The sequence below is a fragment of the Bacteroidota bacterium genome (assembly GCA_013360915.1).
Lineage (GTDB): Bacteria > Bacteroidota > JABWAT01 > JABWAT01 > JABWAT01 > JABWAT01.
Window position 1 is genome coordinate 668,053 of the sequence record JABWAT010000001.1, and the last position, 25,054, is coordinate 693,106.

General features: G+C 50.3%; 26 protein-coding genes. 5 read left to right on the forward strand and 21 right to left on the reverse strand.

Annotation, left to right across the window (positions count from 1 at the left end):
* Positions 1-32: 32 nt before the first annotated feature.
* From htpG to rfbC, 3 genes are all read right to left on the reverse strand, one after another.
* Positions 33-1,895 (reverse strand): molecular chaperone HtpG, encoded by a 1,863-nt coding sequence (gene htpG / locus HUU10_02890; GenBank protein NUQ80533.1) that lies wholly within the window; start codon positions 1,893-1,895, stop codon positions 33-35.
* 110 nt (positions 1,896-2,005) lie between these two features.
* Positions 2,006-2,542, reverse strand: a complete 537-nt coding sequence (locus HUU10_02895) for a hypothetical protein (protein ID NUQ80534.1) — start codon at positions 2,540-2,542, stop codon at positions 2,006-2,008.
* The gene (gene rfbC, locus HUU10_02900) at positions 2,542-3,102 is read right to left on the reverse strand and encodes a dTDP-4-dehydrorhamnose 3,5-epimerase (protein ID NUQ80535.1); all 561 of its coding nucleotides are present in this window, start codon (positions 3,100-3,102) and stop codon (positions 2,542-2,544) included. Before rfbC ends, HUU10_02895 begins: the two co-directional genes overlap by 1 nt.
* A 105-nt stretch (positions 3,103-3,207) precedes the next feature.
* Between rfbC and queC the strand changes: the two genes are divergently transcribed.
* Both queC and HUU10_02910 read left to right on the forward strand, forming a co-directional pair.
* Positions 3,208-3,909, forward strand: a complete 702-nt coding sequence (gene queC, locus HUU10_02905) for a 7-cyano-7-deazaguanine synthase QueC (protein ID NUQ80536.1) — start codon at positions 3,208-3,210, stop codon at positions 3,907-3,909.
* A 206-nt stretch (positions 3,910-4,115) separates the two neighbouring features.
* Positions 4,116-4,745: a hypothetical protein gene (locus HUU10_02910; GenBank protein NUQ80537.1), complete on the forward strand. Its 630-nt coding sequence runs from the start codon at positions 4,116-4,118 to the stop codon at positions 4,743-4,745.
* 10 nt (positions 4,746-4,755) lie between these two features.
* Here the strand turns inward: HUU10_02910 and HUU10_02915 are convergent, their stop codons facing one another.
* The 13 genes from HUU10_02915 to accB form a co-directional block, all read right to left on the reverse strand.
* Positions 4,756-5,304, reverse strand: coding sequence for a hypothetical protein (locus tag HUU10_02915; GenBank protein ID NUQ80538.1), 549 nt, complete (start codon positions 5,302-5,304; stop codon positions 4,756-4,758).
* The gene (locus HUU10_02920; protein NUQ80539.1) at positions 5,267-6,415 is read right to left on the reverse strand and encodes an acyl-CoA dehydrogenase; all 1,149 of its coding nucleotides are present in this window, start codon (positions 6,413-6,415) and stop codon (positions 5,267-5,269) included. Before HUU10_02920 ends, HUU10_02915 begins: the two co-directional genes overlap by 38 nt.
* A gap of 3 nt (positions 6,416-6,418) precedes the next feature.
* Positions 6,419-7,285, reverse strand: a complete 867-nt coding sequence (locus HUU10_02925) for a 3-hydroxybutyryl-CoA dehydrogenase (GenBank protein ID NUQ80540.1) — start codon at positions 7,283-7,285, stop codon at positions 6,419-6,421.
* A 13-nt stretch (positions 7,286-7,298) separates the two neighbouring features.
* Complete coding sequence (locus tag HUU10_02930) at positions 7,299-8,477, reverse strand: thiolase family protein (GenBank protein ID NUQ80541.1); 1,179 nt, start codon at positions 8,475-8,477, stop codon at positions 7,299-7,301.
* A gap of 80 nt (positions 8,478-8,557) precedes the next feature.
* Positions 8,558-9,550 carry a PhoH family protein gene (locus tag HUU10_02935; GenBank protein ID NUQ80542.1) on the reverse strand — a complete coding sequence of 331 codons (993 nt, stop codon included), beginning with the start codon at positions 9,548-9,550 and terminating at the stop codon, positions 8,558-8,560.
* 91 nt (positions 9,551-9,641) lie between these two features.
* Positions 9,642-9,920 carry a LysM peptidoglycan-binding domain-containing protein gene (locus HUU10_02940; protein NUQ80543.1) on the reverse strand — a complete coding sequence of 93 codons (279 nt, stop codon included), beginning with the start codon at positions 9,918-9,920 and terminating at the stop codon, positions 9,642-9,644.
* Positions 9,921-10,364: 444 nt separating this feature from the next.
* Positions 10,365-10,688, reverse strand: a complete 324-nt coding sequence (locus HUU10_02945; GenBank protein NUQ80544.1) for a hypothetical protein — start codon at positions 10,686-10,688, stop codon at positions 10,365-10,367.
* 84 nt (positions 10,689-10,772) lie between these two features.
* Complete coding sequence (gene radC / locus HUU10_02950; protein ID NUQ80545.1) at positions 10,773-11,468, reverse strand: DNA repair protein RadC; 696 nt, start codon at positions 11,466-11,468, stop codon at positions 10,773-10,775.
* Positions 11,440-13,128, reverse strand: a complete 1,689-nt coding sequence (locus HUU10_02955) for an ABC transporter substrate-binding protein (GenBank protein ID NUQ80546.1) — start codon at positions 13,126-13,128, stop codon at positions 11,440-11,442. The genes radC and HUU10_02955 overlap by 29 nt, the downstream gene beginning before the upstream one ends.
* A 2-nt stretch (positions 13,129-13,130) precedes the next feature.
* Positions 13,131-14,675: a glutamine-hydrolyzing GMP synthase gene (guaA, locus tag HUU10_02960; protein NUQ80547.1), complete on the reverse strand. Its 1,545-nt coding sequence runs from the start codon at positions 14,673-14,675 to the stop codon at positions 13,131-13,133.
* Positions 14,676-14,817: 142 nt separating this feature from the next.
* Positions 14,818-15,198: a glycine cleavage system protein GcvH gene (gcvH, locus tag HUU10_02965; GenBank protein ID NUQ80548.1), complete on the reverse strand. Its 381-nt coding sequence runs from the start codon at positions 15,196-15,198 to the stop codon at positions 14,818-14,820.
* Positions 15,199-15,211: 13 nt separating this feature from the next.
* Positions 15,212-16,549 carry an acetyl-CoA carboxylase biotin carboxylase subunit gene (accC, locus tag HUU10_02970; GenBank protein ID NUQ80549.1) on the reverse strand — a complete coding sequence of 446 codons (1,338 nt, stop codon included), beginning with the start codon at positions 16,547-16,549 and terminating at the stop codon, positions 15,212-15,214.
* Between the two features lie 13 nt (positions 16,550-16,562).
* Positions 16,563-17,057 (reverse strand): acetyl-CoA carboxylase biotin carboxyl carrier protein, encoded by a 495-nt coding sequence (gene accB, locus HUU10_02975; GenBank protein ID NUQ80550.1) that lies wholly within the window; start codon positions 17,055-17,057, stop codon positions 16,563-16,565.
* Positions 17,058-17,301: 244 nt separating this feature from the next.
* Between accB and HUU10_02980 the strand changes: the two genes are divergently transcribed.
* Both HUU10_02980 and HUU10_02985 read left to right on the forward strand, forming a co-directional pair.
* Positions 17,302-18,636 carry an L-lysine 6-transaminase gene (locus tag HUU10_02980; GenBank protein NUQ80551.1) on the forward strand — a complete coding sequence of 445 codons (1,335 nt, stop codon included), beginning with the start codon at positions 17,302-17,304 and terminating at the stop codon, positions 18,634-18,636.
* An 8-nt stretch (positions 18,637-18,644) separates the two neighbouring features.
* Entirely contained in the window at positions 18,645-18,986 is a 342-nt protein-coding gene (locus HUU10_02985; GenBank protein NUQ80552.1) for an Hpt domain-containing protein, read from the forward strand.
* Positions 18,987-18,993: 7 nt separating this feature from the next.
* Here the strand turns inward: HUU10_02985 and HUU10_02990 are convergent, their stop codons facing one another.
* Genes HUU10_02990 through HUU10_03010 form a run of 5 tightly spaced genes read right to left on the reverse strand, consistent with a single transcriptional unit; the run spans position 18,994 to position 24,333 of the window.
* On the reverse strand, positions 18,994-19,566 hold the full coding sequence (locus tag HUU10_02990) for a YqgE/AlgH family protein (GenBank protein ID NUQ80553.1): 573 nt from the start codon (positions 19,564-19,566) through the stop codon (positions 18,994-18,996).
* Positions 19,566-20,870: a hypothetical protein gene (locus HUU10_02995; protein ID NUQ80554.1), complete on the reverse strand. Its 1,305-nt coding sequence runs from the start codon at positions 20,868-20,870 to the stop codon at positions 19,566-19,568. Before HUU10_02995 ends, HUU10_02990 begins: the two co-directional genes overlap by 1 nt.
* 8 nt (positions 20,871-20,878) lie before the next feature.
* Positions 20,879-21,229, reverse strand: a complete 351-nt coding sequence (locus HUU10_03000) for a Rieske 2Fe-2S domain-containing protein (GenBank protein NUQ80555.1) — start codon at positions 21,227-21,229, stop codon at positions 20,879-20,881.
* Positions 21,230-21,262: 33 nt separating this feature from the next.
* Complete coding sequence (locus HUU10_03005) at positions 21,263-23,926, reverse strand: glycogen debranching protein (GenBank protein ID NUQ80556.1); 2,664 nt, start codon at positions 23,924-23,926, stop codon at positions 21,263-21,265.
* Positions 23,923-24,333 (reverse strand): EVE domain-containing protein, encoded by a 411-nt coding sequence (locus HUU10_03010; GenBank protein ID NUQ80557.1) that lies wholly within the window; start codon positions 24,331-24,333, stop codon positions 23,923-23,925. Before HUU10_03010 ends, HUU10_03005 begins: the two co-directional genes overlap by 4 nt.
* Before the next feature lie 128 nt (positions 24,334-24,461).
* On the opposite strand from HUU10_03010, the gene HUU10_03015 reads away from it, so the two are divergent.
* Complete coding sequence (locus HUU10_03015) at positions 24,462-25,049, forward strand: hypothetical protein (protein ID NUQ80558.1); 588 nt, start codon at positions 24,462-24,464, stop codon at positions 25,047-25,049.
* Positions 25,050-25,054 lie beyond the last annotated feature (5 nt).

Sequence of the window (25,054 nt, forward strand, 5' to 3'; positions counted from 1 at the left end):
TCCTGTTTTATGACAATGAGCCAACAACAATTCTAGGAAATAAGTGCCATCAGTTTGTTCATCCGCTTCACGAAGGTGGCCATCTGAGGTCCGGTGAGTGATCCCTGCCCCAATGCAGCCACATCGAAAACGTGGGCAGCCAGTTCTTTAACCAGATCGGGGCGGGTCGGCTCCAGAATCAGAATTTTCCTGATGATATCATTTCCTGCATTGATCACCAGCGTGCTGTCATCGAACAAATCATCGGTCGACTCTTTTCCCTGTGCAATGGTCATGGTACGCATCATATCCTTGAAACGGCGGCTTTCTTCGGTCACAATGATTTTTGCTGCCAGCTCGGTAGAACTGAGGTTTTCCACACTGATCTTCATTTTCTCGCTCCGGATGACCGTTTTGAAGACATCGGTCAGCACTTTGGCATGATCAGGATTCACCTCGATGGTCACGGCTTTCGGATTGATAAGCTTATCCACCACATTGGCATCGACCCGGACAAAACGGATGTCATTCCGTTTGCGCTCCAGAGTAGAAATGAAATGGTTATCGATCAGGTGATCCAGAACCACGGCTGTCAGCCCCTTTTCCTTCACCAGATCCAGATAGGTGGCCTGCTGGTTTTTATCAGACGAATACAACACCACGGTTTTATCGCCCTCACCCTTATTGGTTTCCTTATAGGCTTCCACATAATCGGGCAGTGTCATGAAACGATCTTCGTTGGCCAATGGTAACAAGGCAATGTCTTTTACACGGTCACAAAACGCATCATCGGTAATCATCCCATATTTCACGAACGGTGCAATATCGGACCAGTATTTTTCGAAAGAAGCGCGGTCAGACGTACAGATCTCATTCAGCTTATCTGCAATTTTTTTGGTGATGTGACCGGCAATCTTTTTCACGTTCCGGTCATTCTGCAAAAAGCTTCTGGATACATTCAGCGGAATATCCGGCGAATCGATCACGCCTCTGAGCAGGGTCAGGAACTCGGGCAGGATTTCGGAAACATTGTTTGAAACATACACCTGCTGACAGTATAGCTGAATCTGTCCCTTGGTGATATCCATTTCATGCTGAATTTTCGGAAAATAGAGAATCCCTGTCAGGCGGAAAGGATAATCCACATTCAGATGAATCCAGAACAGCGGGTCCGGTTGAAACGGATGCAGTTTCTGATAAAATTCGCGGTAGTCAGACTCTTTCACCTCTGACGGTGCTTTTACCCAGGCCGGAGTGGTCTCGTTGATCACTTCCCCTTCAAACTCCACTTCAACCGGCAGAAAACGGCAATACTTGTTCAGAATTTCCTTGACCCGGCTGGCTTCAAGAAAATCCTCATTGTCTTTGTCCACATGAAGGATGATATCGGTCCCTCGCTCGGTTTTATCAGAAGCGTCGATGGTAAAAGTGGTGCTTCCATCCGACGTCCAATGGGCGGCAGGTGCATCGGTGTAAGATCGGGTGTGGATTTCGACCGATTCAGAAACCATGAAGGACGAATAGAATCCAAGACCGAAATGACCGATGATACCACTGTTTGCATCGTCCTTTTTGTACGTTTTTACAAATTCTTCGGCTCCGGAAAAGGCAATCTGATTGATGTATTTTTTTATTTCATCGGCTGTCATGCCGATACCATCATCCGACACCCTGATTTCCTTTTTGTCCTTATCAACACTGACACGGACTCTGGCCTTTGTCACATCACCCGTATACTCGCCGATGGAGGAAAGGTGGCGGAGTTTGGAAATGGCATCAACTCCGTTCGAAACCAGTTCGCGCAGGAATATCTCATGATCTGCATAAAGCCATTTCTTAATAATGGGTAAAATGTTTTCGGTATGAATGGAAATCTGACCTGTTTCAGTGGTGGTCTGTGTGGTTTTCTTTTTCATAATCTTTAAATCCTGTTCCTGACTGATATTGTATGATATACTGACAAAATTTCCCGTCTGACCCCGGTCATGACGGCCGGTGCCCCTGACAGAAAAAATTGTACCAACTTTTAAAGCGGGAGTGCGGAGAAACGGAAAGTCTGGCCGTCAACTGGTTGCCCGATGGACAGCTGATAGGATTTTCCGGTGCGTGCAAGAATGGTCAGACTCACATCCGGGGCCAGGGCCTGAGAGATCGGATTCCATTTCTCCCCCGACCGGAACGCTTCAGAAAACATGATTTCCGGAGATCCCCCCGGGTTTATAACCGGTTGGATCAGCCGCAATCCGGTATGAACCGTCTTGTCGGCCGGAAAGTCCACCACCACCACCGGGAGGGCTTGTTGCATGGGTTCAAACACCAGATAAAACACACCGGGGGTGGTGATTCCCAGACCGGAAAACCGGACTGGTTTTTCTGATGAGGAACCTGGTATCGGCTGATCCTGAGTGACCGGGTCTGCCAGATTAAAAATCAGCGGACCCGGAATAACCGCAAAATCGGCCTGAAGCCAGTTCGGATTCAGTGCACCCCGGACCGGCTCAAGACTCAGGTTCAGTTCACGACCAAGGTCGAACCCTTCAAAATAGCTGATGACATAACTCATCAGCCTTGCCAGACATAGTTAATATCGGCCGATTTAAGGAAGGAACCGGCCAGATCCTTTTTCGAAATCAATGCAGGGTCAGGCGGAGCGGGCCATTGAATAGCCAGATCGGGATCATCCCATCTCAGAGATCTTTCCACCAGCGGGGCATAGTAGCCGCTGCATTTATAGGAAAACTCGGCCAGATCAGACAGAACCAGAAATCCGTGTGCAAAACCAGGAGGAACCCATAAAATGTGTTTGTTTCTCTCAGAAAGGGTAAATCCTTCATATCGGCCAAAAGTCGGGGAACCTTTTCTGATGTCCACCACCACATCCCAGACTTCACCAACCGGTACCCGAACCAGCTTTCCCTGAGCATGCGGGTCCATTTGATAATGCAGGCCCCGGAAGGTTCCTTTTACCGACCTGGAAACATTGTCCTGTACAAAACGGACATCAATTCCGTTCTCGGCAAACCGGCTTTCATGATAACTTTCCATGAAAAAACCCCGTTCATCGCCGAATACCGCTGGTTCAATCAGGACAACCCCGGGTAATGTCGTTTTATGAAATTTCATATAAATCCTTTTTTATTTAAAAATCCGGTACGTCCTGCCAGAATTCAATTGGAATGATCCTGAATGAGCCGGTACCTTTGTGTTTTTTTGGAAGGATCTCTGTCTATGCCGGGCCCGAAAGGCATTATTCTGCTCTCTGGCGGAATGGATTCCTGCGTATCACTTGCGGAGGCCATTCATCAGGGATTTGAACCCTGGTTGCTTCATGTTAACTACGGCCAGCGAACCGAAAACCGTGAACTGACCAGTTTCAGAGCCATTGCATCGCACTACCAGATCCCTGTAAGCCGGCAACTGATTTCAGACATCAGCCACCTGCTTAAAATTGGTGGTTCCTCCCTGACCGACTCTCATGTACCTGTCAGCGAAGCCGACCTGAATTACCAGGGGATTCCGACCTCTTACGTCCCGTTCCGGAACGCAAATATCCTTGCCATCGCCGTTTCCTGGGCAGAAGTGATCGGTGCGAGTGCCATTTTCATTGGTGCCGTTGAAGAAGATTCCTCGGGCTATCCCGATTGCCGTGCCTCCTTTTTTAAAGCCTATGAAACCATGATCGATGAAGGAACCCGGCCGGAAACTACCATCCGGATTCAAACCCCGGTCATCAGGCTGACCAAGTCAGAGATTGTCAGAAAAGGAATGGAACTAAAAGCCCCCCTTCATCTGACCTGGTCCTGTTATCAGTCCGAAGAAGCGGCTTGCGGTCATTGTGATTCCTGTGCCCTCAGGCTCAGAGGGTTTCAGATTGCCGGTCTGGAAGATCCCATTCCCTACCGGGACCGTCCGGTTTATTTCCGTGCCTGAAACTTTCTGCAAAAGGCATCCGTACAACCCTTTGTCTGTTTTTCATGAGCAGATACCTCCTCTAAGAGCAAACCTCAGCCGGCCGGACTCCAACTTCCGGCCGGTTTTTTTTAAAGAGGGGCCGTTCTGCTCTGAAAAATTGTACAATCTGAGTATTTTACTGCCGGGATCACCATCATTTCACAAATGAAAGGGTAACCGTAATTATGTCCTCAATCCGTCTTGGACTTCTGGCCTGCCTGTTCATCCTGCCACTGTCCGGAAAAGCACAGGATATGTTCACCGACCTGAGTGGCTATGTTCAGGCATCGGGGGGCATTTTCAACAGCAATGCTCAATGGTATTCTAAAACCTACGATGACAGAATCCTGTTTGATCCATCGGTAACCATCGGAACCGGTACCACCGATTGGACCGTTTTTTTACGCTACCGGCAGGTTGGAGCCAAGGGAAGGACGGATGGTACTTATTATTCCTACCCGAAGGGTCCGGCCAGTTTGGTTCGTGAAGAACTGTATCTCGGTATCCAGACCGGAAGTATTCTCGATGGGCCCTTTTTCATAGAAATGGCCTACATTCAATTGTACAGTCAGAACAGGATTACAGAAGACATCAGCAAACAGGTTTTTACTGAACGTGTCAACGGAAAAGGAATTTCCACAGGCTTCGGTCTGATGTTTCCCTTTGAAAACAAAAGGTTCATCCTGATCTCACAGCTGTCTTATAATTTTATTCTTACTTCAAATGCCATGAACCCCGAGATCGGTAATCCGGACTTTAACGCGTTTCACCTTGATTTTGGTCTGAAATACGAATTCCCGATCGGCGGATTCTAGTTCAACCCGGTCACGGCAGGATAAAAACCTCACCGTAGGATATGATCGACGTGCACAGATCGGTGGCCAGGGGACTATCCACGACATAGATACGGTGCAGACCGGAAATTTCCGAGAGGGTTCCATTATCAGAAAGTCGGGTTAAATCAACCGGGAGCAGCCAGATTCCCACATCCGGTATCGATTTGGGTCGTCCTAATGTGGGGATCAGACTGACCCACTGCCCATCGCGTTTTCTGGCAATCACATCAATATTGCTCAGTTGCCCGCCTAGTACATCATACAGGGTGATTCTGAGGGTCGAGTTAGAGGACCGGACCGGATTTGGGAAAATGGGATCAACCCGTACATAAAGACCGTAAGTCGGACTTTCACGCCAGTCATCGGAATCTTCATCGGTGACCTGGCCTTGTGTGTTGGTTTTTGTATACCCCTTTATTTCGGAATCGGCAAAATCACAACTATCCACCGGTTTGAAGGAATCACAACCGGCGGAAAGAAGTGAAAGAAGCAGGCAGACTTTAATACCCGTTTTTGACCATGTCCCGGGCAATGACAATGTGTTGGACTTCAGAGGTTCCCTCGTATATCTCGGTAATTTTTGCATCACGCAACAATCGTTCAACGTGATATTCTTTTACGTATCCGTAACCGCCATGAATCTGAATGGCTTCCAAAGCACATTTTACCGCAGTCCGGCTGGCAAACAGTTTACACATGGCCGACTCCCGCGAATATTTCTGATGTGCATCCTTCATGGAAGCAGCCTTCAGAATCAGCAGTTCTGCAGCATCGGTTTCCATGGCCATTTCAGCAAGTTTCCATTGAATGGCCTGAAATCCGGCAATTTCCTGTCCGAATTGTTTTCTTTCCTTCGAGTAGGCAAGTGAACGTTCAACAGCTGCTTTTGCAATGCCGAGGGCCTGAGAGGCAATTCCAATCCGGCCCCCATCCAGCGATTGCATCGCAATCCGGAAACCTTCGCCTTCGTGTCCAAGCAGATTTTCTGCAGGGACCACCACATCGGTAAAACCGAGTGAGCAGGTATCAGATCCGCGGATACCCAGTTTCTTTTCCTTTTTCAGCACCGAAAATCCCGGCATCCCCTTTTCGACAATGAAACAGGAAATGCCATGGGACTTGTTCACCTTATCGGTTGCCGCGAAAACCAGGTAGATATCGGCATTCTGACCATTGGTGATCCAGTTCTTGGCACCGTTAATCACCCATTCCTTCCCTTGTCTTACGGCCACGGTTGCCTGATTGGACGCATCAGACCCTGCATTGGGTTCCGACAGGCAGAAAGCACCCAATTTTTTCCCGCTGGCGAGTGGTTTCAGAAATTTTTCTTTCTGTGCAGGTGTCCCATATTCATTCAGCCCCCAGCAGACCAGTGAATTGTTCACAGACATAACCACGGCGGCCGAGGCATCCACTTTACTGATTTCGGTCATGGCCAGCACGTAGGAGATGGCATCAAGCCCTGCCCCGCCCCACTCTTCGGGGACCATCATGCCCATAAAGCCGAGTTCGCCCATTTTTTTCACGGCTTCATGCGGAAATTCTTCCAGTTCATCACGTTCAATCACACCAGGCAACAATTCATCCTGGGCAAACTGCCGGGCCATATCCCGGATCATCTGTTGTTCTTCGGTCAGAGTAAAGTTCATGGTTTATCCGTTCTTTTGGTCATAAGAATAAAAACCCGAGCCCGTTTTTTTTCCAAGATGGCCTGCAGCCACCATTTTCTTCAGCAATGGACAAGGGCGGTATTTGCTGTCAGAAAATCCATCATGCAGCACGTTCATAATTGCGAGACAAACATCCAGTCCGATAAAATCGGCCAGCTGAAGCGGACCCATCGGATGGGCCATGCCCAGCTTCATGATCTGGTCAACCGCTTCGGGAGTGGCAACTCCTTCATAAACGGTGTAAATGGCCTCATTGATCATTGGCATCAGAATGCGGTTTGAGATAAAACCGGGGTAATCGTTCACTTCAACAGGAATCTTCTGCAGATCCTCTGTGTATTTTTTGACAGCGAGATAAGTCTGATCACTGGTGGAGTATCCGCGGATAATTTCGACCAGTTTCATAACCGGAACCGGATTCATAAAATGCATGCCGATCACCTGACCAGGTCGTCTGGTCGCTGCTGCAATGCGTGTGATGCTGATGGATGATGTATTGGTTGCCAGGATCGCTGCCTGATCGCTGACCTCATCCAATGATCTGAAAAGAGCGGTTTTTACATCAGGGTTTTCGGTTGCGGCTTCCACAATCAGGGATTTTCCCGGTGCGGCCGATTTAAGGTCTGTGCTGGTAGAAAGTCTTCCGATGGTTGCAACCTTGTCTTCTTCAGTCAGCAGGCCTTTGGCCACCTGTCTCGATAAATTCGTCTCAATGGTTGCCAATGCCTTTTTAAGAAAATCCGGCTGAAGGTCAACCAGGGTGGTGGAATACCCGGCCTGTGCAAAGACATGAGCAATTCCATTGCCCATGGTTCCGGCGCCAATTACAAGAATGGAGTCTTTTTTCATGCTGGCAGGTTCCTTAATCAAGCCGTTCAATAACCAATCCTGCAGCCTCACCTCCGCCAATGCAGATGGCTGCCAACCCGGTCTTCAGGTTTCGCTGTCTGAGGGCATGGACCAGCGTAACCAAAATACGGGCGCCCGATGCGCCGATCGGATGTCCAAGGGCCACCGACCCACCATTCACATTCAATTTTTCCAGTGGAATTCCCAATTCGTTTTTGGAAGCCAGAGCCACCACTGCAAATGCTTCATTGATTTCGAACAGATCGATTTCAGAAAGGCCGAGACCAGCCTTTTTTAATACCTTCGGAATCACATCAACAGGGGCGGTGGTAAACCAATCGGGGGTTTTGGCAGCCGATGCCTGAGCCAGAATCCGTGCCATCGGTTTCAGCCCTGCCTGCCTGGCCTTGTCTTCATCCATCAGAACAAGAGCCGCTGCTCCATCGTTAATAGAGGATGCGTTGGCAGCTGTTACAGTTCCGTCTTTTTTAAAAACCGGTTTCAATCCCGGGATTTTTTCGAATTTGACTCTTCCGGGCTCTTCATCTGTGGTAAAAGTGGTGGTCCCCTTTTTATCGGTCACTGTCACCGGGACAATTTCATCGGAAAACCGCCCCTGACTGATCGACTCAAGGGCCAGTTGATAAGAACGAATGGTGAACTCATCCTGAGCAGACCGGTCGATCCGACAGGTATCGGCACATAATTCGGCCAGATTTCCCATGTGTTCACCCGAATAGGGATTGATAAGACCATCATGTAAAAGGGTGTCAATTAATTGACCGTTTCCCATCCGGTAGCCGGCACGGGCTTTGTCGAGCACGTACACGGCATTGGTCATGCTTTCCATTCCTCCGGCAACCACTACCGACGCATCTCCGGTCCGGATGGCCTGCGTCCCCAGCATGACCGCCTTTAATCCCGAGCCACAAACCTTATTTATGGTCATGCATTCAACAGCCACCGGTAAGCCGGCTTTCAGGGCCGCCTGACGGGCAGGGGCCTGCCCCGTTCCCCCGGTCAGAACGTTTCCCATGATTAATTCATGAATGGTGGCCGGATCGATTCCTGCAGATTCAACAGCCCCCTTTATGGCCGCTGCGCCCAATTCAATGGCTGAAAGATCTGAGTACATTCCCTGAAATGCGCCAATAGCCGTCCGCCTGGCCGCTACGATCACGACTGAGTTCATGGTTTACTTCCGACAAAATGTTATGGTCTGTTTGTTGCGATTCAGAACGGAAAAGTCGTTAACGGGTCAAAGAAAAACAACTATCTGCGTTTTCTGGCCGTTTTTGACGAAGAATCAGTGGCCGGGGACTGCAGCTCATACTTTTCATAAGCATCGATGATTTCTCTGACCAACCGGTGCCTGACCACATCGGCCTTATCGAGATAAATAAACCCGACTCCCTCAATTCCTTTCAGAATAGATTGGATCCTTACCAATCCGCTCATTTCAGGATTCACCAGGTCGATCTGGGAGATATCCCCGGTGATAATCGCCTTGGAATTCATTCCAAGACGGGTGAGGAACATTTTTAACTGAGTCGGTGTGGTATTTTGTGCTTCATCCAGAATAATAAAAGCATTGTTCAGGGTCCGGCCCCGCATAAAGGCCAGTGGGGCAATTTCGATAACCCCTTTGTCGATGTGTTCCTTCACCTTTTCAGCAGAGAGCATATCGTTCAGAGCATCATAAAGGGGTTTCAGGTAGGGATCCACTTTTTCACGCATATCCCCTGGTAAAAAGCCAAGTGATTCACCGGCTTCCACAGCAGGACGAGCAAGGACAATCCGGCTGACATCCCGGTTTTTGAGAGCAGCCACGGCCATGGCGACTGCCAGAAACGATTTGCCGGTTCCGGCAGGACCGATGCAGAAAACAATGTCATTCTTCTGAACGAGCTTCACATATCGCTTCTGTCCCTCGGTTTTTGCCCGGACCGGTTCATTCCGGGTAAACAGCAATACATTGTCGATGTCGTCACGGGACACCGATTTCCCCACCGAAACCAGATCAAGGACGGTGGAAAGATCTTTTTCAGTCACTTCACCGTGTTTTCCTGCAATAAACGTCAGCTCATTGAAAATCTTTTCGAGCAGCCTGATATCATCCAGTTCACCACGGATGTTGATCTGACTTCCCCGGGCGCTGATTTCTGCATTTTCAAAAGCCCCGGCAATCCGTTTGAGATGCCGGTCATTGCTGCCAAGTATCTGGGAGGCGGCAGCATGGTCAAGGCTGATTTTATGGGTAAGCACTTTGAGTCCTTGATAAAACAAAAAAGCCCATCCACCGTTGGGTGAATGGGCTTTTGATCGTTTACAGATCAGTCAACAAATTCAGATCCGGTTACTTGGCATCTTTAGGGATGGTGAGAACCTGGCCAGGATAGATCAGGTTCGGATCGCGGATTTTGTCCTTGTTTGCATTGTAAATGGTCGGCCATTTGAACGGATTGTCGTAAATGGATTTCTTCTTTGCAATGTTCCACAAGCAGTCACGATCCTTTGCCCATGTACCAACGGTGTAGGTTTGGGTGGTCGGCTGAACCTTACGGAGTTTGTCGATCTGAGCAACCATTCCTTCAATGCGGCGGGCATTTTCAGGAAGCAGACTCAGTTTGTTCATCCGCAGTTTGTTCAGATCGGCTTCGATCACATCCAGTTCTGCACGACGGGCAAACAATTCGTCGTTCGACAGAGCAGCCAGTGCCTTGATCCGGTTGTCAATGGCATCCAGTTCACGGGAATAAGCATCACGGCTTTCTTTGGTGGCTTCAACCAATTTGAGGATCTCATCTTCGGTGGAGGCAATCTTCGACCGGACATCGGCCAGTTTGGCTTCCAGTTTTCCGGTTTCTTCCTTACAGGCTGCTTCGCGTTGTTTCAGTACAGCCAGTGTTGAATCGGCTGCACGAACCTGTTTTTCATAATCTTCATATTTAACCTTGCGCTCTTCCTGAGCAAAGGCAGCGGATGAGAAGGCAACCGCAGCAACCAGAATCATTCCGGTCATGAGACTTAATTTTTTCATTGTAAACTCCATCAATTCTTGCTTACGCGCTGAGGTTAATTATTTCTTGCCTTTTTTCTTGGGCGTCTCTACTGGTTTCGGGGCAAAAGCAGCAGGGTTAAAGGTAGCAAGTCCTCTTTCGACGAATGCCTTGTCATCCTGTGCCCGGCGAAGCTGAGCCTCGGCATCGGCAATCTGTGAATTCAGTGCAGAGTTGGCATTGTTACAAGCGGCAACCTGATCACGGAGTTTCTTGATTTCTGCATTCTTTGCATCCAGTGCAGCCAGTTCTTCGGGAGTTGCGTATTTGGTGCAACCAGCGAAGAGCACTGAGGACATCAAAACTGCTGTTCCCAGTAACAGATAGGTGCGGTTCTTTTTCATTGAGGATCTCCTGGTGGACAATTTTATGGAAAATTTCAGACAAAAATAGGTTCAGTCCTTTGTTATGTCAATCAAAAACGGGTTTTAATCGACAAAACCGAGACTGGCCATGGAGGTAAAGGTGTTTCCCGCCATGATAACATGGTCAACAACCCGTATTCCCACGATGTTCCCTGCCTGAACCATTTTTTTGGTCAGATTGATGTCTTCCTGGCTTGGCGAGGGATTTCCGCTCGGATGGTTGTGAATCAGAATCACGGAATTGCCCGACCGTTCGATGGCCGTCCGAAATACTTCGCGCGGATGGGCCAATGATTGATTCAGCGTTCCTCGGGTGATTTTTTTATGTGCCAGAACCTGATTGGCCGTATCGAGAACCACCACCGCAAAAACTTCCTGCTGCAGATCCACGTATTGGTAACCGTAATTTTTAAAAATATCCTCGGGGCCCCTGATCACGACTTTTTCCGGGCCGGCTGCCGCCTGTACCCGTCGTCCCAATTCTATGGCAGCCAAAAGTCCGGCCGCCCGTGCAGTCCCGACTCCATTGGCTGTGCTGAGACTGCTGATGGTGCTTCTTTTCAGGCCGGCTATTCCCCCGGCTTCCTGAAGAATCATTTTGGCCACCTCTGTAGCCGACAATTCCCTGCTGCCCGAACCGAGCAGGATGGCAATTAACTCGGAATCGGTCAGGGAGCCGGGGCCCTGATCGACCAGTTTCTCACGGGGCCGGTCCTGTTCCGGCCACTCCTTAATGGAACGGTAGGCCTTTGGGCTCATAAGGCACCCAGGAACCATTCTGACGCCTCAGGATGGGAATGGCCTGATTGGAAACCTGTCCGTTAAACCAGATTGGTCCTGTGAAACCATTGAAAACAGGCAGTGAACGCAATGCCGCATCGGGTTCAGTGTGTCCGGGAATGCCCTGACGGATTAACCAGGCCGTGAAATCGGCACCATCGGCACCCCTGAAGGCCAGGACTCCCGGCTCCCCGCCATAGACCGAGCGGTAATCGGCTTTAAAGCGTGCATAATCGGCAACGGTGGTGTCTATGGCCCAGTCGTTGACCATAACCGTCATGGCAGTCTGAACGCGGAATTTTTTGTAAATGACTTCTGTGTTCCAGGCTGAGTTCACAATGTAGTTTCCTAAAATCCGCATGTAGCTGATATGGGAAACCATGAGCTCAGCCTGTTCCGGATCGCTGGCAGGGGCATAAATAAAATCAAGGGTATCGGGATCATCTTCCCTTCCGAACGGAATATACCGTCTGATGTCGGGACTATCGGCCGGAAACAACGCCGTGGTAACTTTCGCACTATCCACTTCAGCCACGAGACTGGCAAACGAAGCCGCCATTACTTCTGCATCGGATGCTTCTTCCGCAACCAGAAGCAGTCTGGCCGATCGGGTTTTATTCAGCCGGATGGCCTCTTCTATCAGTGGCTTCACCTGTTCGGCTGCAATCCGGCCACGTGTTTTCAGGGTCGTATTCATGGTAAAGAGATAAGAAGACCCGGCAAACAAATCATCGCGTGTGGCTGTAGGTGTGATCACGGGGATCCGGTGTTGTATGGCCAGATCACGGACAGCCAGACATTCATCACTGAACAGAGGGCCGACTATCAGGTTCACCCGGTGAATACTGATCAGTTCGGCAGCCAGTTTGGCGGCGAGTTCAGGGTCGGAGCGGGTGTCTTTGAATATGACTGTTACTGATGGTCCCCACTCACGAATGGTCTCTTCAAGTCTGAGCAGAAATCCACGCAATACTTCCCGACCTGGTTCTTCGGTTCCATCAAGTGAATCGGCGTTTTCAAAAAACGGAAGCAACACACCGATCCTGACCTTTTTCATGGGAATAGAAGCGGTGTTGGTGGCAGGTAAGGAGGCAGGATCGAGTCCGTTTCTGATCATCCAGCCATCGACTGCCGGCAATTGCTGTGAACTGGCAGCCAATGCGCGCAGCCAGGGAAGCCACGGATCGGCTGGGAAAGGGGTGTTTTCTGAAAGCAGGGTTACTGATTCATCCACGGTTAATTCGGTGAACAGCAACATTCTGATGTGGTCGCCGGTCTGGCTGTCCGGAGTCAGCCGGTAGCTTTTCATCCAGAACCGGAAAGCATCGGCAGATTGCATCAACTGGTAGGCAGCCACTCCTGCTTCATACCACCATTCTGTTTCATAGCGGGTCTGACTGAAGCGGAAAGTGCCCGACCGGACCATTTGGTAAGCATCGGTAAAGCGGCCTGTCCTGTTCAGCGATTTAAGTCCCATTAACCGGGCAAGTCCGGTGGTATCGGTACTCTGAAAAGCTTCCCTGGCCACCCAGTCATAGTTGCCCTGCTTCCAGTATTCGAGTAAACGGGTGGCAGAAACCTGAGCCGACAGCGTCAGCGACCAGGTGGGTATCAGCAGAAACAGGCAGAAGAATCTCATGGTTATTCCCATTCGATGGTAGCAGGCGGCTTGGAACTGATGTCATAGGCCACCCGGTTAACTCCACGGACTTCATTAATGATCCGGTTGGAAACTTTCGCAAGAAACTGATAATCCAGATGGGCCCAATCGGCGGTCATTCCGTCCACCGAGGTCACGGCACGTAAAACCACCGCATTCTCATAGGTCCGTTCATCACCCATCACCCCAACCGATTGAATCGGCAACAGGACTGCAAACGCCTGCCAGGTTTCATGATACAGGCCCGATGACTTCAGTTCTGAAATAAAAATATGATCGACTTCCTGCAGCACCCTGATTTTTTCGCGGGTGACATCACTGATAATCCGGATGGCCAATCCCGGCCCGGGAAACGGATGCCGGTTGACAATTGCCTCGGGCACTCCCAATTCCTTGCCGATTGCCCTGACCTCGTCTTTAAACAATTCCCTGAAGGGTTCCAGGAGTTTCAGATTCATTTTTTCGGGCAATCCCCCCACATTGTGATGGGATTTGATGGTGACCGAAGGGCCTTTAAACGAAACAGATTCGATCACATCGGGGTATAGAGTTCCCTGCCCGAGCCATCTGGCATTTTTGACTGCCCGTGACTCTTTTTCAAATACATCGACAAACAAACGGCCAATGGTTTTTCGTTTTTTCTCGGGATCGGTCACCCCGGCCAGTTCACCCAGAAACAAATCACTGGCTTCGACCACTTTCAGTTTGATATGGTACCGGTCGCGGATCAGGGATTCCACTTCCTGTGCTTCGTTTTTTCTGAGCAGACCATGGTCGACGAAAATGCAGTTCAGCTGGTCGCCGATGGCTTCGTGAATAAGCACGGCAGCCACCGTTGAATCGACCCCTCCAGACAATCCCAGAATAACCTGGTCGGTCCCGACCTGTTCTTTGATTTCTCTGATTTTTTCCTTGATAAAGGAAGCGGGAGTCCAATCTGAAGAGCAGCCGGCAATCCGGTGGACAAAATTCGAGAGCAATTCACGACCAAAGTCGGTATGAACCACTTCTGGGTGAAATTGGACGCCATAGTACTTTTTCGCCGCATTTTCAACAATCACAAACGGGGCGTTATCCGATTCGGCCACCGGAAGAAAACCCTCCGGAGCCTTGGTCAGATGATCACCGTGACTCATCCAGACCTTAAAGGAAGCAGGGATTCCGGTAACCAGACTGCAGTCAGGATGTGTGATCCGGACTTCAGCCCGGCCAAATTCACGTCTTGCCGCCGGATCGACTTTTCCACCATACAGATGCGCAAGCACCTGCATGCCGTAACAGATTCCGAGGACCGGTACCCCGGTTGAAAAAACAATTTCATCAGGTAGCGGGGCATCGGCGCCGTACACACTGAACGGGCTGCCACTGAGAATGATTCCTTTCGGATTCAGTTTTCCGATGGCCTCAGTTGCTTTGTTGTAAGGATGGATTTCGCAATAGACACCGGCTTCGCGAACACGGCGGGCAATCAGTTGGGTGTACTGACTTCCGAAATCAAGAATCAGGATGGTTTGAGAATGCTGCATCTGCGGGATGATTGGTAAAAATGCAAAAATAGGAATTCCGGCAGGAAGACCGGAAACCAGTTCTGAAACTGCTCCCGGGAATCAGGGAGTCTGGTGAAATGCACCGGGTGATCTGGTTCTGAGCCTGACCTGATGATCAGGTTCAGGCACCAATCAGCGCTTTGTATTGATCGGCCGTCAGCAGGCCAGCCAGTTCGGACGGGTTGCCGGTTTTCACCGTCACCATCCAACCTTTTCCATAAGGATCGGTGTTGACAACAGAGGCATCATTATTCAGGGCCTCATTGACGGACAGGATTGTTCCACTGACCGGAATAAACAGATCGGAGACCGTCTTTACTGCTTCAACGGTTCCAAAAACGGCGTGTTGCTTAAAGGTCGATCCGACTGCCTTCAGATCGACATATATAATATCACCCAATTCCTTCTGAGCAAAGTCGGTAATCCCAACAGTGGCGGTGTCGCCATCCAGTCTGATCCACTCGTGGTCTTTGGTGTACTTTAAGTCGGCAGGAATGTTCATTGCATGGCTCCGGTTAACTGGCTTCGTAGCGTTCAATAAACTTGGTATCGAAATGTCCGCTACGGAACAATTTCGATTTCATAACCTTTTTATGGAAGGGGATGGTGGTTTTCACGCCTTCAATCACGAATTCATCGAGTGCCCGGTACATTCTTTCGATGGCCTCTTCTCTTGTATCAGCATGAACGATAAGTTTACCGATCATGGAATCGTAATTGGGTGGGATCATGTATCCGTTGTAGGCATGACTATCCACACGGACACCAGGGCCGCCCGGGGCATGGAAACTGGTGATCATTCCGGCAGAGGGACGGAAATCGTGATCAGGATCCTCTGCATTGATCCGGCATTCAATGGCATGACCATGAAGATTGACCGATTTGATTTTGAGTTTTTCTCCGGCTGCCACCAGTATCTGCTGGCGGATCAGATCCAGACCGGTCACTTCTTCGGTCACCGGATGCTCGACCTGAATACGTGTATTCATTTCCATGAAATAGAAGTTCCCGAATTTATCGAGCAGAAACTCAATGGTACCGGCTCCTTCGTAATTCACGGCTTTGGCACCCTTGATGGCTGCATCGCCCATTTTCTTTCTGATTTCAGGGGTTACGGCCGGCGAGGGAGATTCCTCGATCAGTTTCTGATTCCGCCGCTGAACCGAACAATCCCGTTCACCTAGATGGATGACGGTTCCGTGCTGATCGCCAAGCACCTGTATTTCAACGTGGCGGGGTTCAACAATGAACTTTTCAACATAAACCGCTCCGTTTCCGAACGCCGATTCGGCTTCGGTCCGGGCCATATTGAACAATTTTTCAAACTCTTCACCTGAATTGCAGATCCGCATACCACGGCCACCGCCTCCGGCTGTAGCCTTGATAATGACCGGATATCCCATCTGATCGGCAATGGCCCGCCCTTTCTCGGCGGTGGGGACCAAACCATCAGACCCGGGAACCACCGGAACGCCTGCCTTTTTCATGGTATCCTTGGCAAATGCCTTGTCTCCCATGGATTTGATCATATCAGGTGACGGCCCGATAAACTTGATTCCATGAGAGGAACAGATTTCACTGAAATCGGCATTTTCAGACAAAAACCCATAGCCGGGATGGATAGCATCCGCACCGGTGATTTCGGCAGCCGAAATGATTCTTGGAATATTCAGGTAGGATTCTTTGCCGGGGGGAGGGCCGATACAAACGGCTTCATCTGCAAAACGGACATGGAGTGAATCACGATCGGCGGTGGAGTACACGGCAACGGTACGGATTCCCAATTCCCGGCAGGCACGAATGACCCGGAGTGCGATCTCGCCCCGGTTCGCTATCAGAATTTTGTTAAACACCCGGTAACCTTTCTTACTTGTTGGGCTCTACAAGGAAAAGGACCTGACCGAATTCGACAGGTTTACCGTTTTCCACCATCACCTTCACAATTTTTCCAGATACATCCGATTCAATCTCATTCATGAGTTTCATGGCTTCGATGATACAGATTACGTCCCCGGCACTGACCGAGTCACCTGGTTTCACATAGACATCAGCATCGGGAGCGGGTGATGTGTAGAAGGTCCCAACGATGGGTGATTTAATTTCATGATATTTCTCCGAGGCAGCAGGAGCTTCACTTGCAGCAGGAGCAGCGGCGGCCGTTACGGCGGGTGATACGGGGGCCGGAGCAACCGGCGGAGCCTGCATCTGATAAGAAACGGGCTGGGCAGGAGAAGGTTGCATGGTCACAAATCCACGACCCTTCCGGACAACAATTTTAAAGTCATCTTTCTCGAGCCGGACTTCATCGACATTGCTTTCATCAACCATTTTAATGAGTTGACGGATATCTTTTAAATCCATGTGCCAGTCTTTCCGGTTAGTTAAACAACAGCGGTTTTCTGCCATAAGGCAAGGCCCGAAGATAGACGGGGCCCCCCTGAAAGTCAACGCAATCCGGCCCCCGGCAACCCGACCGGTTTATTGATTTTGGACTCACAGAAAGGTAAATTTATCCGACCAGTAACCCGACATGGTTTCCCCGGCCATTGTGATTACGGACCAAAGCCGGCCTCGCCGCCTCTAAGGAGATTATTAAACCATGACCATGACCCATTCTGCACTTCAGATCACACCGGAAACCGTTCACTCCACCCTGCGTAAACACATGCTGGTTGATGGATTCGATCTGGTTCTGGACCTCGAAAAAAGCGAGGGATCCTATCTGGCTGACAAGCGTACCGGCCGCCGGTTCGTCGATTTCTTCACTTTTTTCGCCTCGACTCCCATTGGTTTCAACCACCCAAGGATTGCCCGGGATCATGACTTCCTGGCCCGTCTGACACGTGCTTCGCTGATGAAGCCTTCCAACTCGGATATCTACACAGAGGAAATGGCCGCCTTCGTGGCCACCTATTCCAGAGTCGGAATTCCCGGACATCTGCCCTATCTCTTCCTGATTGATGGCGGAACCCTGGCGGTTGAAAATGCCCTGAAGGTTGCCTTCGACTGGAAAGTCAGGCTCAACTTTGAAAAAGGTTATCAATCGGAAAAAGGGCACCAGATTATTCACTTTAGGCAGGCGTTCCATGGCCGGTCGGGGTATTGCATATCCCTGACCAACACAGTTCCCGATAAAACGGCCTACTTCCCCAAATTTGACTGGCCCCGTATAGTAAATCCGGGCCTGCATTTCCCGCTGACCGATGAATCGGTGGCCGCAACACAGCAATTGGAAGAACAGGCGATTCTTGAAATCAAACAGGCCATTGCCGCCAACAAGGATGATATCGCCGCCATAATCATCGAGCCAATTCAGGCTGAAGGAGGCGATGTTCATTTCAGAAAAAGCTTCCTCCAGAGTCTTCGCCAGATTGCTGATGAAAGTGATGTGCTGCTGATTTTTGATGAAGTTCAGACCGGATTTGGCCTGACCGGAAAATTCTGGGCACATGAGCACTTTGTTGAACCGGACATCCTGGCCTTCGGAAAAAAATCGCAAATCTGCGGTGTGCTTGCAGGCAAGCGGATTGATACCGTTCCTGCGAACGTTTTCCACACTCCTTCCCGGATTAACTCAACCTGGGGCGGAAACCTGACCGATATGGTCCGGTCGACCCGCTATCTGGAAATCATTGAGGAAGAAGACCTGGTCGGTCATGCCAACAGTGCCGGTGCTTATCTGCTTCACCATATCCAGAGTCTGGCTCTTGAATTCGAAGGGATGGTAACCAATCCGCGCGGACTTGGTCTGATGTGCGCGTTTGATCTGCCATCGGCCGACCTGAGGAAGCAATTTATCAGCCGGTGTTATGACAATGGATTGATGATTCTGGTTTGCGGACCACGTTCCATCCGGTTCCGTCCGGCACTGAACATTCCGCTCACCGTCATTGATGAAGGCATTGCCATCATCCGACAGGTCCTTTCTACCCTTCGCTGAGGAATGACATGGGACTGATCAATCTCTCATACCTGAACGATCTGGCAGACAATGATCAGGATTTTATTCACGAAATTCTTACCATTTTCAAAACGCATACCCCTGCTGAACTGGAGAAACTGGAAGCAGCCAGACAAACGGCTGACCTGCAGACCATCAAAGCCATTGCACATAAGCTGAAAAGTTCGGCTGCCAATCTCGGTATGAGTGAAACTCAGGCTCTGTTTATCCGGATCGAAACGGCCGTCAAAAGTCAGAAGCCTTATCCTCAAATCTCTGACATGATTTCTCTGGTCATTGATCAGTGCAGGCAAGCCATCAGAGAAGTAGAAGAAAAACTGAACGCCTGAAGTCAGGTCAGTTCATTTTCGGATTTTCGGGGAAATTGGACAGGATCGAGTAATCGCCTCCCATGTCGCGGAGAATCTGCCGCCAGAGATGATCAGGGTCTTCAGTGAATGAATATCCGGGGCGGTTGTCGGCAACCAGCCACCCTCCCTGGTTCATTTCATCCTGTAACTGGCCTTCAGCCCAACCGGAGTACCCGATAAAAAACCGGCAATCAGCGCCATCTGCCACACCCAGTGTGAGCATCTGTCTGATTTCTTCAAAATCACCTCCCCACCAAACCCCCGGCGTAACTTCAACAGATCCGGCAATGGCCTCACCCAGTTTATGAAGGATATGAAGGGTATCCGGCTGCACGGGTCCCCCCAGAAACAGGGGAATTTCGGGAAGACTCTGGCCGGGCATTACTTCATCAAGGGTAATGGGAATTGGTTTGTTGATAATCAGACCAAAAGAACCATCCGGACTGTGTTCGCAGAGCAGGACCACCGTTCTTCTGAAATTCGGATCCTGAAGCATCGGTTCAGACAGCAGTAACTTTCCCTTTGCCGGAGTTCTCGGCTGCACAGATGGCAATTTCATCAGCGGTTAAATCCGAACTTACGTGTGAGACCTCCCTGGGCAAATTTGTCCCGGACGAGAGTGACCCGGCTTTTTAACTCCCGGATCGAATCCAGAATTGCCTCACCAGGTTTCATGGATGGGTTTCCTGCCATGAGAAACCGGGCTTCCTTCCATGCCTCACGCATCCAGGCGAAGGAAAATCCATCGGTTTCCTCAATGATTCGTTTCCAGTCATCATCCTTCAGCCGGACTCCGTCGGTCAGATGCCTCAGGTATTGTTTCCGGACGGCTTCAGCCGGGTAGTCAAACCGCCAGACACGGCCAAAGAGATCGGGTCTGAACTCCACCGCCGATTTCAGAATTTCAGGGTAGGAAGAGGTGGCAATCACCATGGCCACGTGTCCTGAATCCTTACTGACCCCTTCTTCAATCAGGTAACGCCAGATCTGCAATCCCGACATGGTCTCAGCCAGGGTATCCAATTCTTCGAACACATAAATCCGTTTGGGAAACCGTTTGCTGCGTTCAATAAAATCCAGTGCTGAGAATGCATTGGATTCATCGGATGGCCTGAACATGAAAAACTTGAATTCGGGATACTCGGTCATCAGAATGTTGATCAGAAAGGACTTTCCGCAACCACTGGGTCCCACTACTGTCACCGATGGAAGGGCATCCTCGTACAAGGGCACCAGGCCGGCTTCGGGTCTCAGACGGGAATCAAAAAAGGCTTTAAATTCCCGTGCCCGGTCTTCAGCACTGAAAAAATCGTTCCAGTGAACAGCTTTTGTATTGAACGAACTGAGGATATCAATCTGGTAAGGACCTGCCGAAGCCACCTTCGAGGAAAACCATTGTGAAAAGGCCTGAAGGAGATCATGACGCAGGGAGGGATGTTTCACCGGCGTGAACAGGAACTGATTCAGGAAACCCTGATTCATCCCATGGTAAAAAAACAGATTGGAGATAACAAACGGCCTGGAATCCCATGTTCCGAGATAAATACCTTCATGGGTTTCGGCGTAGTCTCCCGACTGGGTCACGGTACCGCTTTTGGGTCTGAACCCGTTGATCTTCAGAAATTCCCCGAACGGAAACTGAAGAAACACCCGTTTGACCTGGAACTCCTGTGCAAAACCGGGAGGCGCAATTGGTTTTACATCCAGATGCATTTCTTCTGCAAACTCCAGAAACGCCTCCATGGGAAGGTCATTCATTATAACAGCTTCGGCCGGGTATAATTCTGGAATATCTTTCAGATATTTTCCCTGTATGAACCTTGCCACTGAGAGTGTTGATTCGATCGAGTCTGAACTTTCCATGTTCTCCTTCAGCGGATAAATGATGCGTGATAGGCCGATTGACCCGACTGATCCTCATGATAGTCGATGAGGATAAAATCATTTTCAACCCGGACCGGGTAGAGGGTCAGGTTGCCGAACCCCTTCATGGGCACACCGGTTTTTAAATCGAAAACCCAGCCATGAAATCCACAGGTGAGCGTACCGTTGATACAGGGGGCCCCCTCGAAGGAAGCCATCTGATGGGGACACTCATCCCGGATCACCACAAAGTCAGATTCCAGGCGATAAACAGCAAAATGGGTGCCTTCCGCCGACACGCATCGGGGTTTTGATTCCGGAACCTCACTCACCGGACATAAACGAATGGTCTTTGTCATGCAAAATGTTTTTCAGGTTTTTATTGAATGCGTTCAGGGTCCGACTTTGACCCATTCCCACTGATCGAGCAGAAAATCGTTCACCTGACCGTTCATGTTCCGGTTCCAGGCATCCTCCGTCAGGGTAAAAGTGTTTGGACCGGCTTTCAGATCAAGTACCAGTCCGGATGATTCACCCCAATTGGTCCAATCCCCATCTCCTCTTTGTGGGAAAACCATGACCCCGACCGGTGTTCCGTTTACCCGCAAGGTCCTGATTCCGCACTTATTGTTGGTATTGATTGGTCCGTTTCCATTGGCATACCGGGCCCTGAGTTCCCACCGCCCGGCTTCGGGGAAATTTACAGACCAGGAAGCAGACGGATTTTTACCGGTCCGATAGAAGAGGTAACCGGTTCCCGAAAAACCACCGATGATGGTCTCTCCCCGGGTTTTCCCTTCTGCTTCAATGGCAATCCGGGTAGGACTGACCACCACCGGCCGGCTAAGCAGGGAGGGTCCTTCGGGTGACCAGGCTCTGACCTGATATTCAGAATATCCTGATCCGGTAAACCGGAATGCTGTTTCACGGGTCTTTTCAACCGCAACCCCGTTTCTGAAAATTTCATAGTCCACTGCCCCATCAACGGGCTGCCAGGTCATACCAGTTGTTCCTTCATCAGCGGTGACAACCGGCTGAGCCGGGATCCTCGCTTCTGCGAGCAACCGCAGGGATTCCTTTTCCTTCCATTCATTGTTCATGTTAATCACAATGGTCTGAGGTCCGGTGGCATCTGCAGGAATGAGGACCTTTTCTACCGGTTCTCCGTTGACAGTGGCCGAGGCCATTCTGGTACCGAAACCAATAACGGTCAGACTGATATCCGCATCACGGTACCTGAATCCGGTTAACGATTGCCGGTCTGTATAACCAGGCGGAACCATGGGTCTGATAGCTAATCCTTTCACTGTCGGTTTCATACCGAGCAGAACCCGGTGAACCATGGCCAGCTGGCCGGCCACACTCCACAGTTGGCGGTCTGAATTGATTTCTGTTCCCATAAAATCGCCGGTGGAAATCACCAGATTTTCTTTGTTGGTCAGGAACAGTGCCCCTGCTCTGATCATGGAAGCCAACCCATGCTCAACACCCGGTAAAAACCGGGTCTGTCGGGCAGCAAGTGTGTAATAAGCCTGAACAAACGGCCACATGGATTGGTTGTGATACGGGCTGACATCAGACAGCTGCGGATGAAAAGTGGGAGTTCCGAACGCATAGGAGGGAATCCGGCGGATGGATTGGAATGAACGGGATGAATCGGTCAGACCAAACAGGACCAGCAGCGAGTTTCCAAGCGTTTCCGATCCGGGAGCAGCTGTTTTATGCACACGGCCATAGACGTACTGACTGAAATATCCTGAATCGGGCAACCAGAATTGATCATTCAGCGATTTTTTCGCCCTCATGGCCGCCTGAGACCATTTGGGTTCCGGTTTTCCCAACTCCTCAGACATGGCCGAAAGAATGCTGAGCGTGTGAGCATAAACCGATACGGTTCCAAGCGCGTAGCTGTCATAAATATCTTTAGAATCCATCCACCTGGGATAGGATTGTTCTCGCCAGTCCAGAAAACTGGATTCACCACGAATCAGACCGGTCGCGGGGTCCACTGCGGTTTTCCAATCAGTTTCCACCGATTGGCTGATGAGCTGATAGGCCTTCCCGAGCCAGTCGCGATCACCTGTTGAGAGGTAGATTTCCCAGGCCGCCAGGGACCAGACCAGCCGGTCCGTGGAAACCGGCCAGGATCCACCGGTACCGGTATCCTGAATGATTCTTCCATCGGCGGTTTTTGCAAGCAGGCTGGTTTTCGAGGATTCCGACTTAATACCGGCCAGGGCCAGATGAATGGAGTAACTGATATCGCGGGTCCAGACACCCATCCATTCCTTGCCGGCCATAAAGGCACCATCTTCCCTGATGTTCAGCAACATTTCTTCAAGTGACATGCGGTACAGAGCATTCAGAAGCGGACTATCCGATTGGTAGCGGGGCAAGCCGGAAAGGTCCCGGGTCTGAGACCACTTTCCATCGGTATTTGCACTGACCGGGGTGGCCTTATGCGGGATGTTAAGTGTGACGGTAAAAACCGAATCTCCATCAGGATCGCTCAGCCTGAAGTCTGGCTGACTGGTCAGGCGGCCGAAATCCCATGTAAGGGGGGCGACATTACCAGCAATATAGACACCCTGAAAACCGGACGAATCGATGCGCGTTTTATTGAATGTTTCAAAAAATCCTTTGCTTTTAAAGGATGACAGGACAGGCCGCATATCAACCCGAAAGGTTACCCGGACATCCCGGTCCAGAAAAACCGGATCTCCCTGTAAGGCCGGATCTGCCTGACCGAAAGTAAACACGGGGGTCGTGACCGAGTCGGCTCCCACCGGAATCATCCACTGATGGTTTTGCGCAAAATCGCGCTCATTGTCAATTCCGTTGATGGCCAGTTTGAAGAAAACGGTATTTTTCACCGGAATAGTAAACCCACTGGCATAGGTAGATTCAAGGCTGGAATCGCTGGTGGCTTTTGCTATAAACCCGCCCTGCCCGACGCGGTCACGCCAGACCTGAAAAGTACCGTTGTCATAAATGGCTTTTTCACCGCAGGAAGCGAAAAATGTGAACAGGAACAGATAGCTGAATACCTTTTTCATGGATGCCCTCCCAATGAGCAGATCAGATTAAATTCTTCGGGTGAAACCGGCATGACCGACAGCCTTCCCTGTCTGATCAGACCCAATTGACTCAATTCCGGTGTTTGTTTCATCAGCGTCAGCGCCAATGGTTTTTTCAGAGCCTGCCATGGTTTCAGACAAACCGCCAGCCAGGCCGGATTATCGGAACCAGGGTCGGGAAACGATTCTTTGCTGACAACCGCAATTCCGACCACTTCCATTCCGTTGTTACTGTGATAAAACAAAACCTGGTCACCCTTTCTCATATCCCGCAGGTTGTTGCGTGCCTGATAGTTCCTTACCCCATCCCATACGGTCTCTCCTTCCCTGACCAACCGATCCCACGAATAGACATCGGGTTCTGACTTCACGAGCCAATATCGCATGATACCTCCGACAGGTAAAAATAGTGTGTCCCGGTAAAAAGGCGAAGGACCACCTGATAATTCCGATTCCGGGAGGTGCACCTGATACAGTGAACCACAAATTCGGGTGCCGGTTGTATCTTTACCAAATGATCTGGATTGCCTTACTGCCCGTTTATCTGATTGCGTATCGTTTGCTGCGGTATCTGACCACACCCCTGTTCAGACGCCTGGGATTTTACAGGTATTATTCACCCATGTTGTTTACCGTCCGGTTCAATCAGCGGCTTTACGAAATCCATCTTGGTACTCCATGGGATTTCTTTCTGAAGCGCAACCGGGCCAAACCCAGCCGGATCCTCGGTTTCCTGGCGGCGGGCCTCCATCAGCTTTGCCTGGCCATTGAACGCGGAGAACTGAAGGCTGACTGCGAATTCAGAGGAATGGTCCACTACCTGAACCGGGAATCCATGTCCCGATTCGGATTCCATCTCAGGCGTCCAAACAGATTGGAATATGTCCTGTTCTCGCTGGGCTACCTGGAACTGTGCCTGCTCACGACCATCGCCCACCGGAAACTCACGCTGATCCGGCTTTCGGACCTTTGGGTGATCAACTTCTCAGCTGCTGAACTGATGGTTCACAAAGACCACTATGAACAGTTAAGCCGCAAACTCGTTCCTGACTTCTATTCAGACTCCGGGACCCCTCTGCCCCACCTTCAGAAATCGGCCTGAGGAAG

Bases quoted from the DNA above. Each gene is read 5' to 3' on its own strand.
- htpG (NUQ80533.1), bottom strand. From the start codon at position 1,895: ATGAAAAAGAAAACCACACAGACCACCACTGAAACAGGTCAGATTTCC.
- HUU10_02895 (NUQ80534.1), bottom strand. From the start codon at position 2,542: ATGAGTTATGTCATCAGCTATTTTGAAGGGTTCGACCTTGGTCGTGAA.
- rfbC (NUQ80535.1), bottom strand. From the start codon at position 3,102: ATGAAATTTCATAAAACGACATTACCCGGGGTTGTCCTGATTGAACCA.
- queC (NUQ80536.1), top strand. From the start codon at position 3,208: ATGCCGGGCCCGAAAGGCATTATTCTGCTCTCTGGCGGAATGGATTCC.
- HUU10_02910 (NUQ80537.1), top strand. From the start codon at position 4,116: ATGTCCTCAATCCGTCTTGGACTTCTGGCCTGCCTGTTCATCCTGCCA.
- HUU10_02920 (NUQ80539.1), bottom strand. From the start codon at position 6,415: ATGAACTTTACTCTGACCGAAGAACAACAGATGATCCGGGATATGGCC.
- HUU10_02925 (NUQ80540.1), bottom strand. From the start codon at position 7,285: ATGAAAAAAGACTCCATTCTTGTAATTGGCGCCGGAACCATGGGCAAT.
- HUU10_02930 (NUQ80541.1), bottom strand. From the start codon at position 8,477: ATGAACTCAGTCGTGATCGTAGCGGCCAGGCGGACGGCTATTGGCGCA.
- HUU10_02940 (NUQ80543.1), bottom strand. From the start codon at position 9,920: ATGAACAAACTGAGTCTGCTTCCTGAAAATGCCCGCCGCATTGAAGGA.
- HUU10_02945 (NUQ80544.1), bottom strand. From the start codon at position 10,688: ATGAAAAAGAACCGCACCTATCTGTTACTGGGAACAGCAGTTTTGATG.
- radC (NUQ80545.1), bottom strand. From the start codon at position 11,468: ATGAGCCCAAAGGCCTACCGTTCCATTAAGGAGTGGCCGGAACAGGAC.
- HUU10_02955 (NUQ80546.1), bottom strand. From the start codon at position 13,128: ATGAGATTCTTCTGCCTGTTTCTGCTGATACCCACCTGGTCGCTGACG.
- guaA (NUQ80547.1), bottom strand. From the start codon at position 14,675: ATGCAGCATTCTCAAACCATCCTGATTCTTGATTTCGGAAGTCAGTAC.
- gcvH (NUQ80548.1), bottom strand. From the start codon at position 15,198: ATGAACATTCCTGCCGACTTAAAGTACACCAAAGACCACGAGTGGATC.
- accB (NUQ80550.1), bottom strand. From the start codon at position 17,057: ATGGATTTAAAAGATATCCGTCAACTCATTAAAATGGTTGATGAAAGC.
- HUU10_02980 (NUQ80551.1), top strand. From the start codon at position 17,302: ATGACCCATTCTGCACTTCAGATCACACCGGAAACCGTTCACTCCACC.
- HUU10_02985 (NUQ80552.1), top strand. From the start codon at position 18,645: ATGGGACTGATCAATCTCTCATACCTGAACGATCTGGCAGACAATGAT.
- HUU10_02990 (NUQ80553.1), bottom strand. From the start codon at position 19,566: ATGAAATTGCCATCTGTGCAGCCGAGAACTCCGGCAAAGGGAAAGTTA.
- HUU10_02995 (NUQ80554.1), bottom strand. From the start codon at position 20,870: ATGGAAAGTTCAGACTCGATCGAATCAACACTCTCAGTGGCAAGGTTC.
- HUU10_03000 (NUQ80555.1), bottom strand. From the start codon at position 21,229: ATGACAAAGACCATTCGTTTATGTCCGGTGAGTGAGGTTCCGGAATCA.
- HUU10_03005 (NUQ80556.1), bottom strand. From the start codon at position 23,926: ATGAAAAAGGTATTCAGCTATCTGTTCCTGTTCACATTTTTCGCTTCC.
- HUU10_03010 (NUQ80557.1), bottom strand. From the start codon at position 24,333: ATGCGATATTGGCTCGTGAAGTCAGAACCCGATGTCTATTCGTGGGAT.
- HUU10_03015 (NUQ80558.1), top strand. From the start codon at position 24,462: ATGATCTGGATTGCCTTACTGCCCGTTTATCTGATTGCGTATCGTTTG.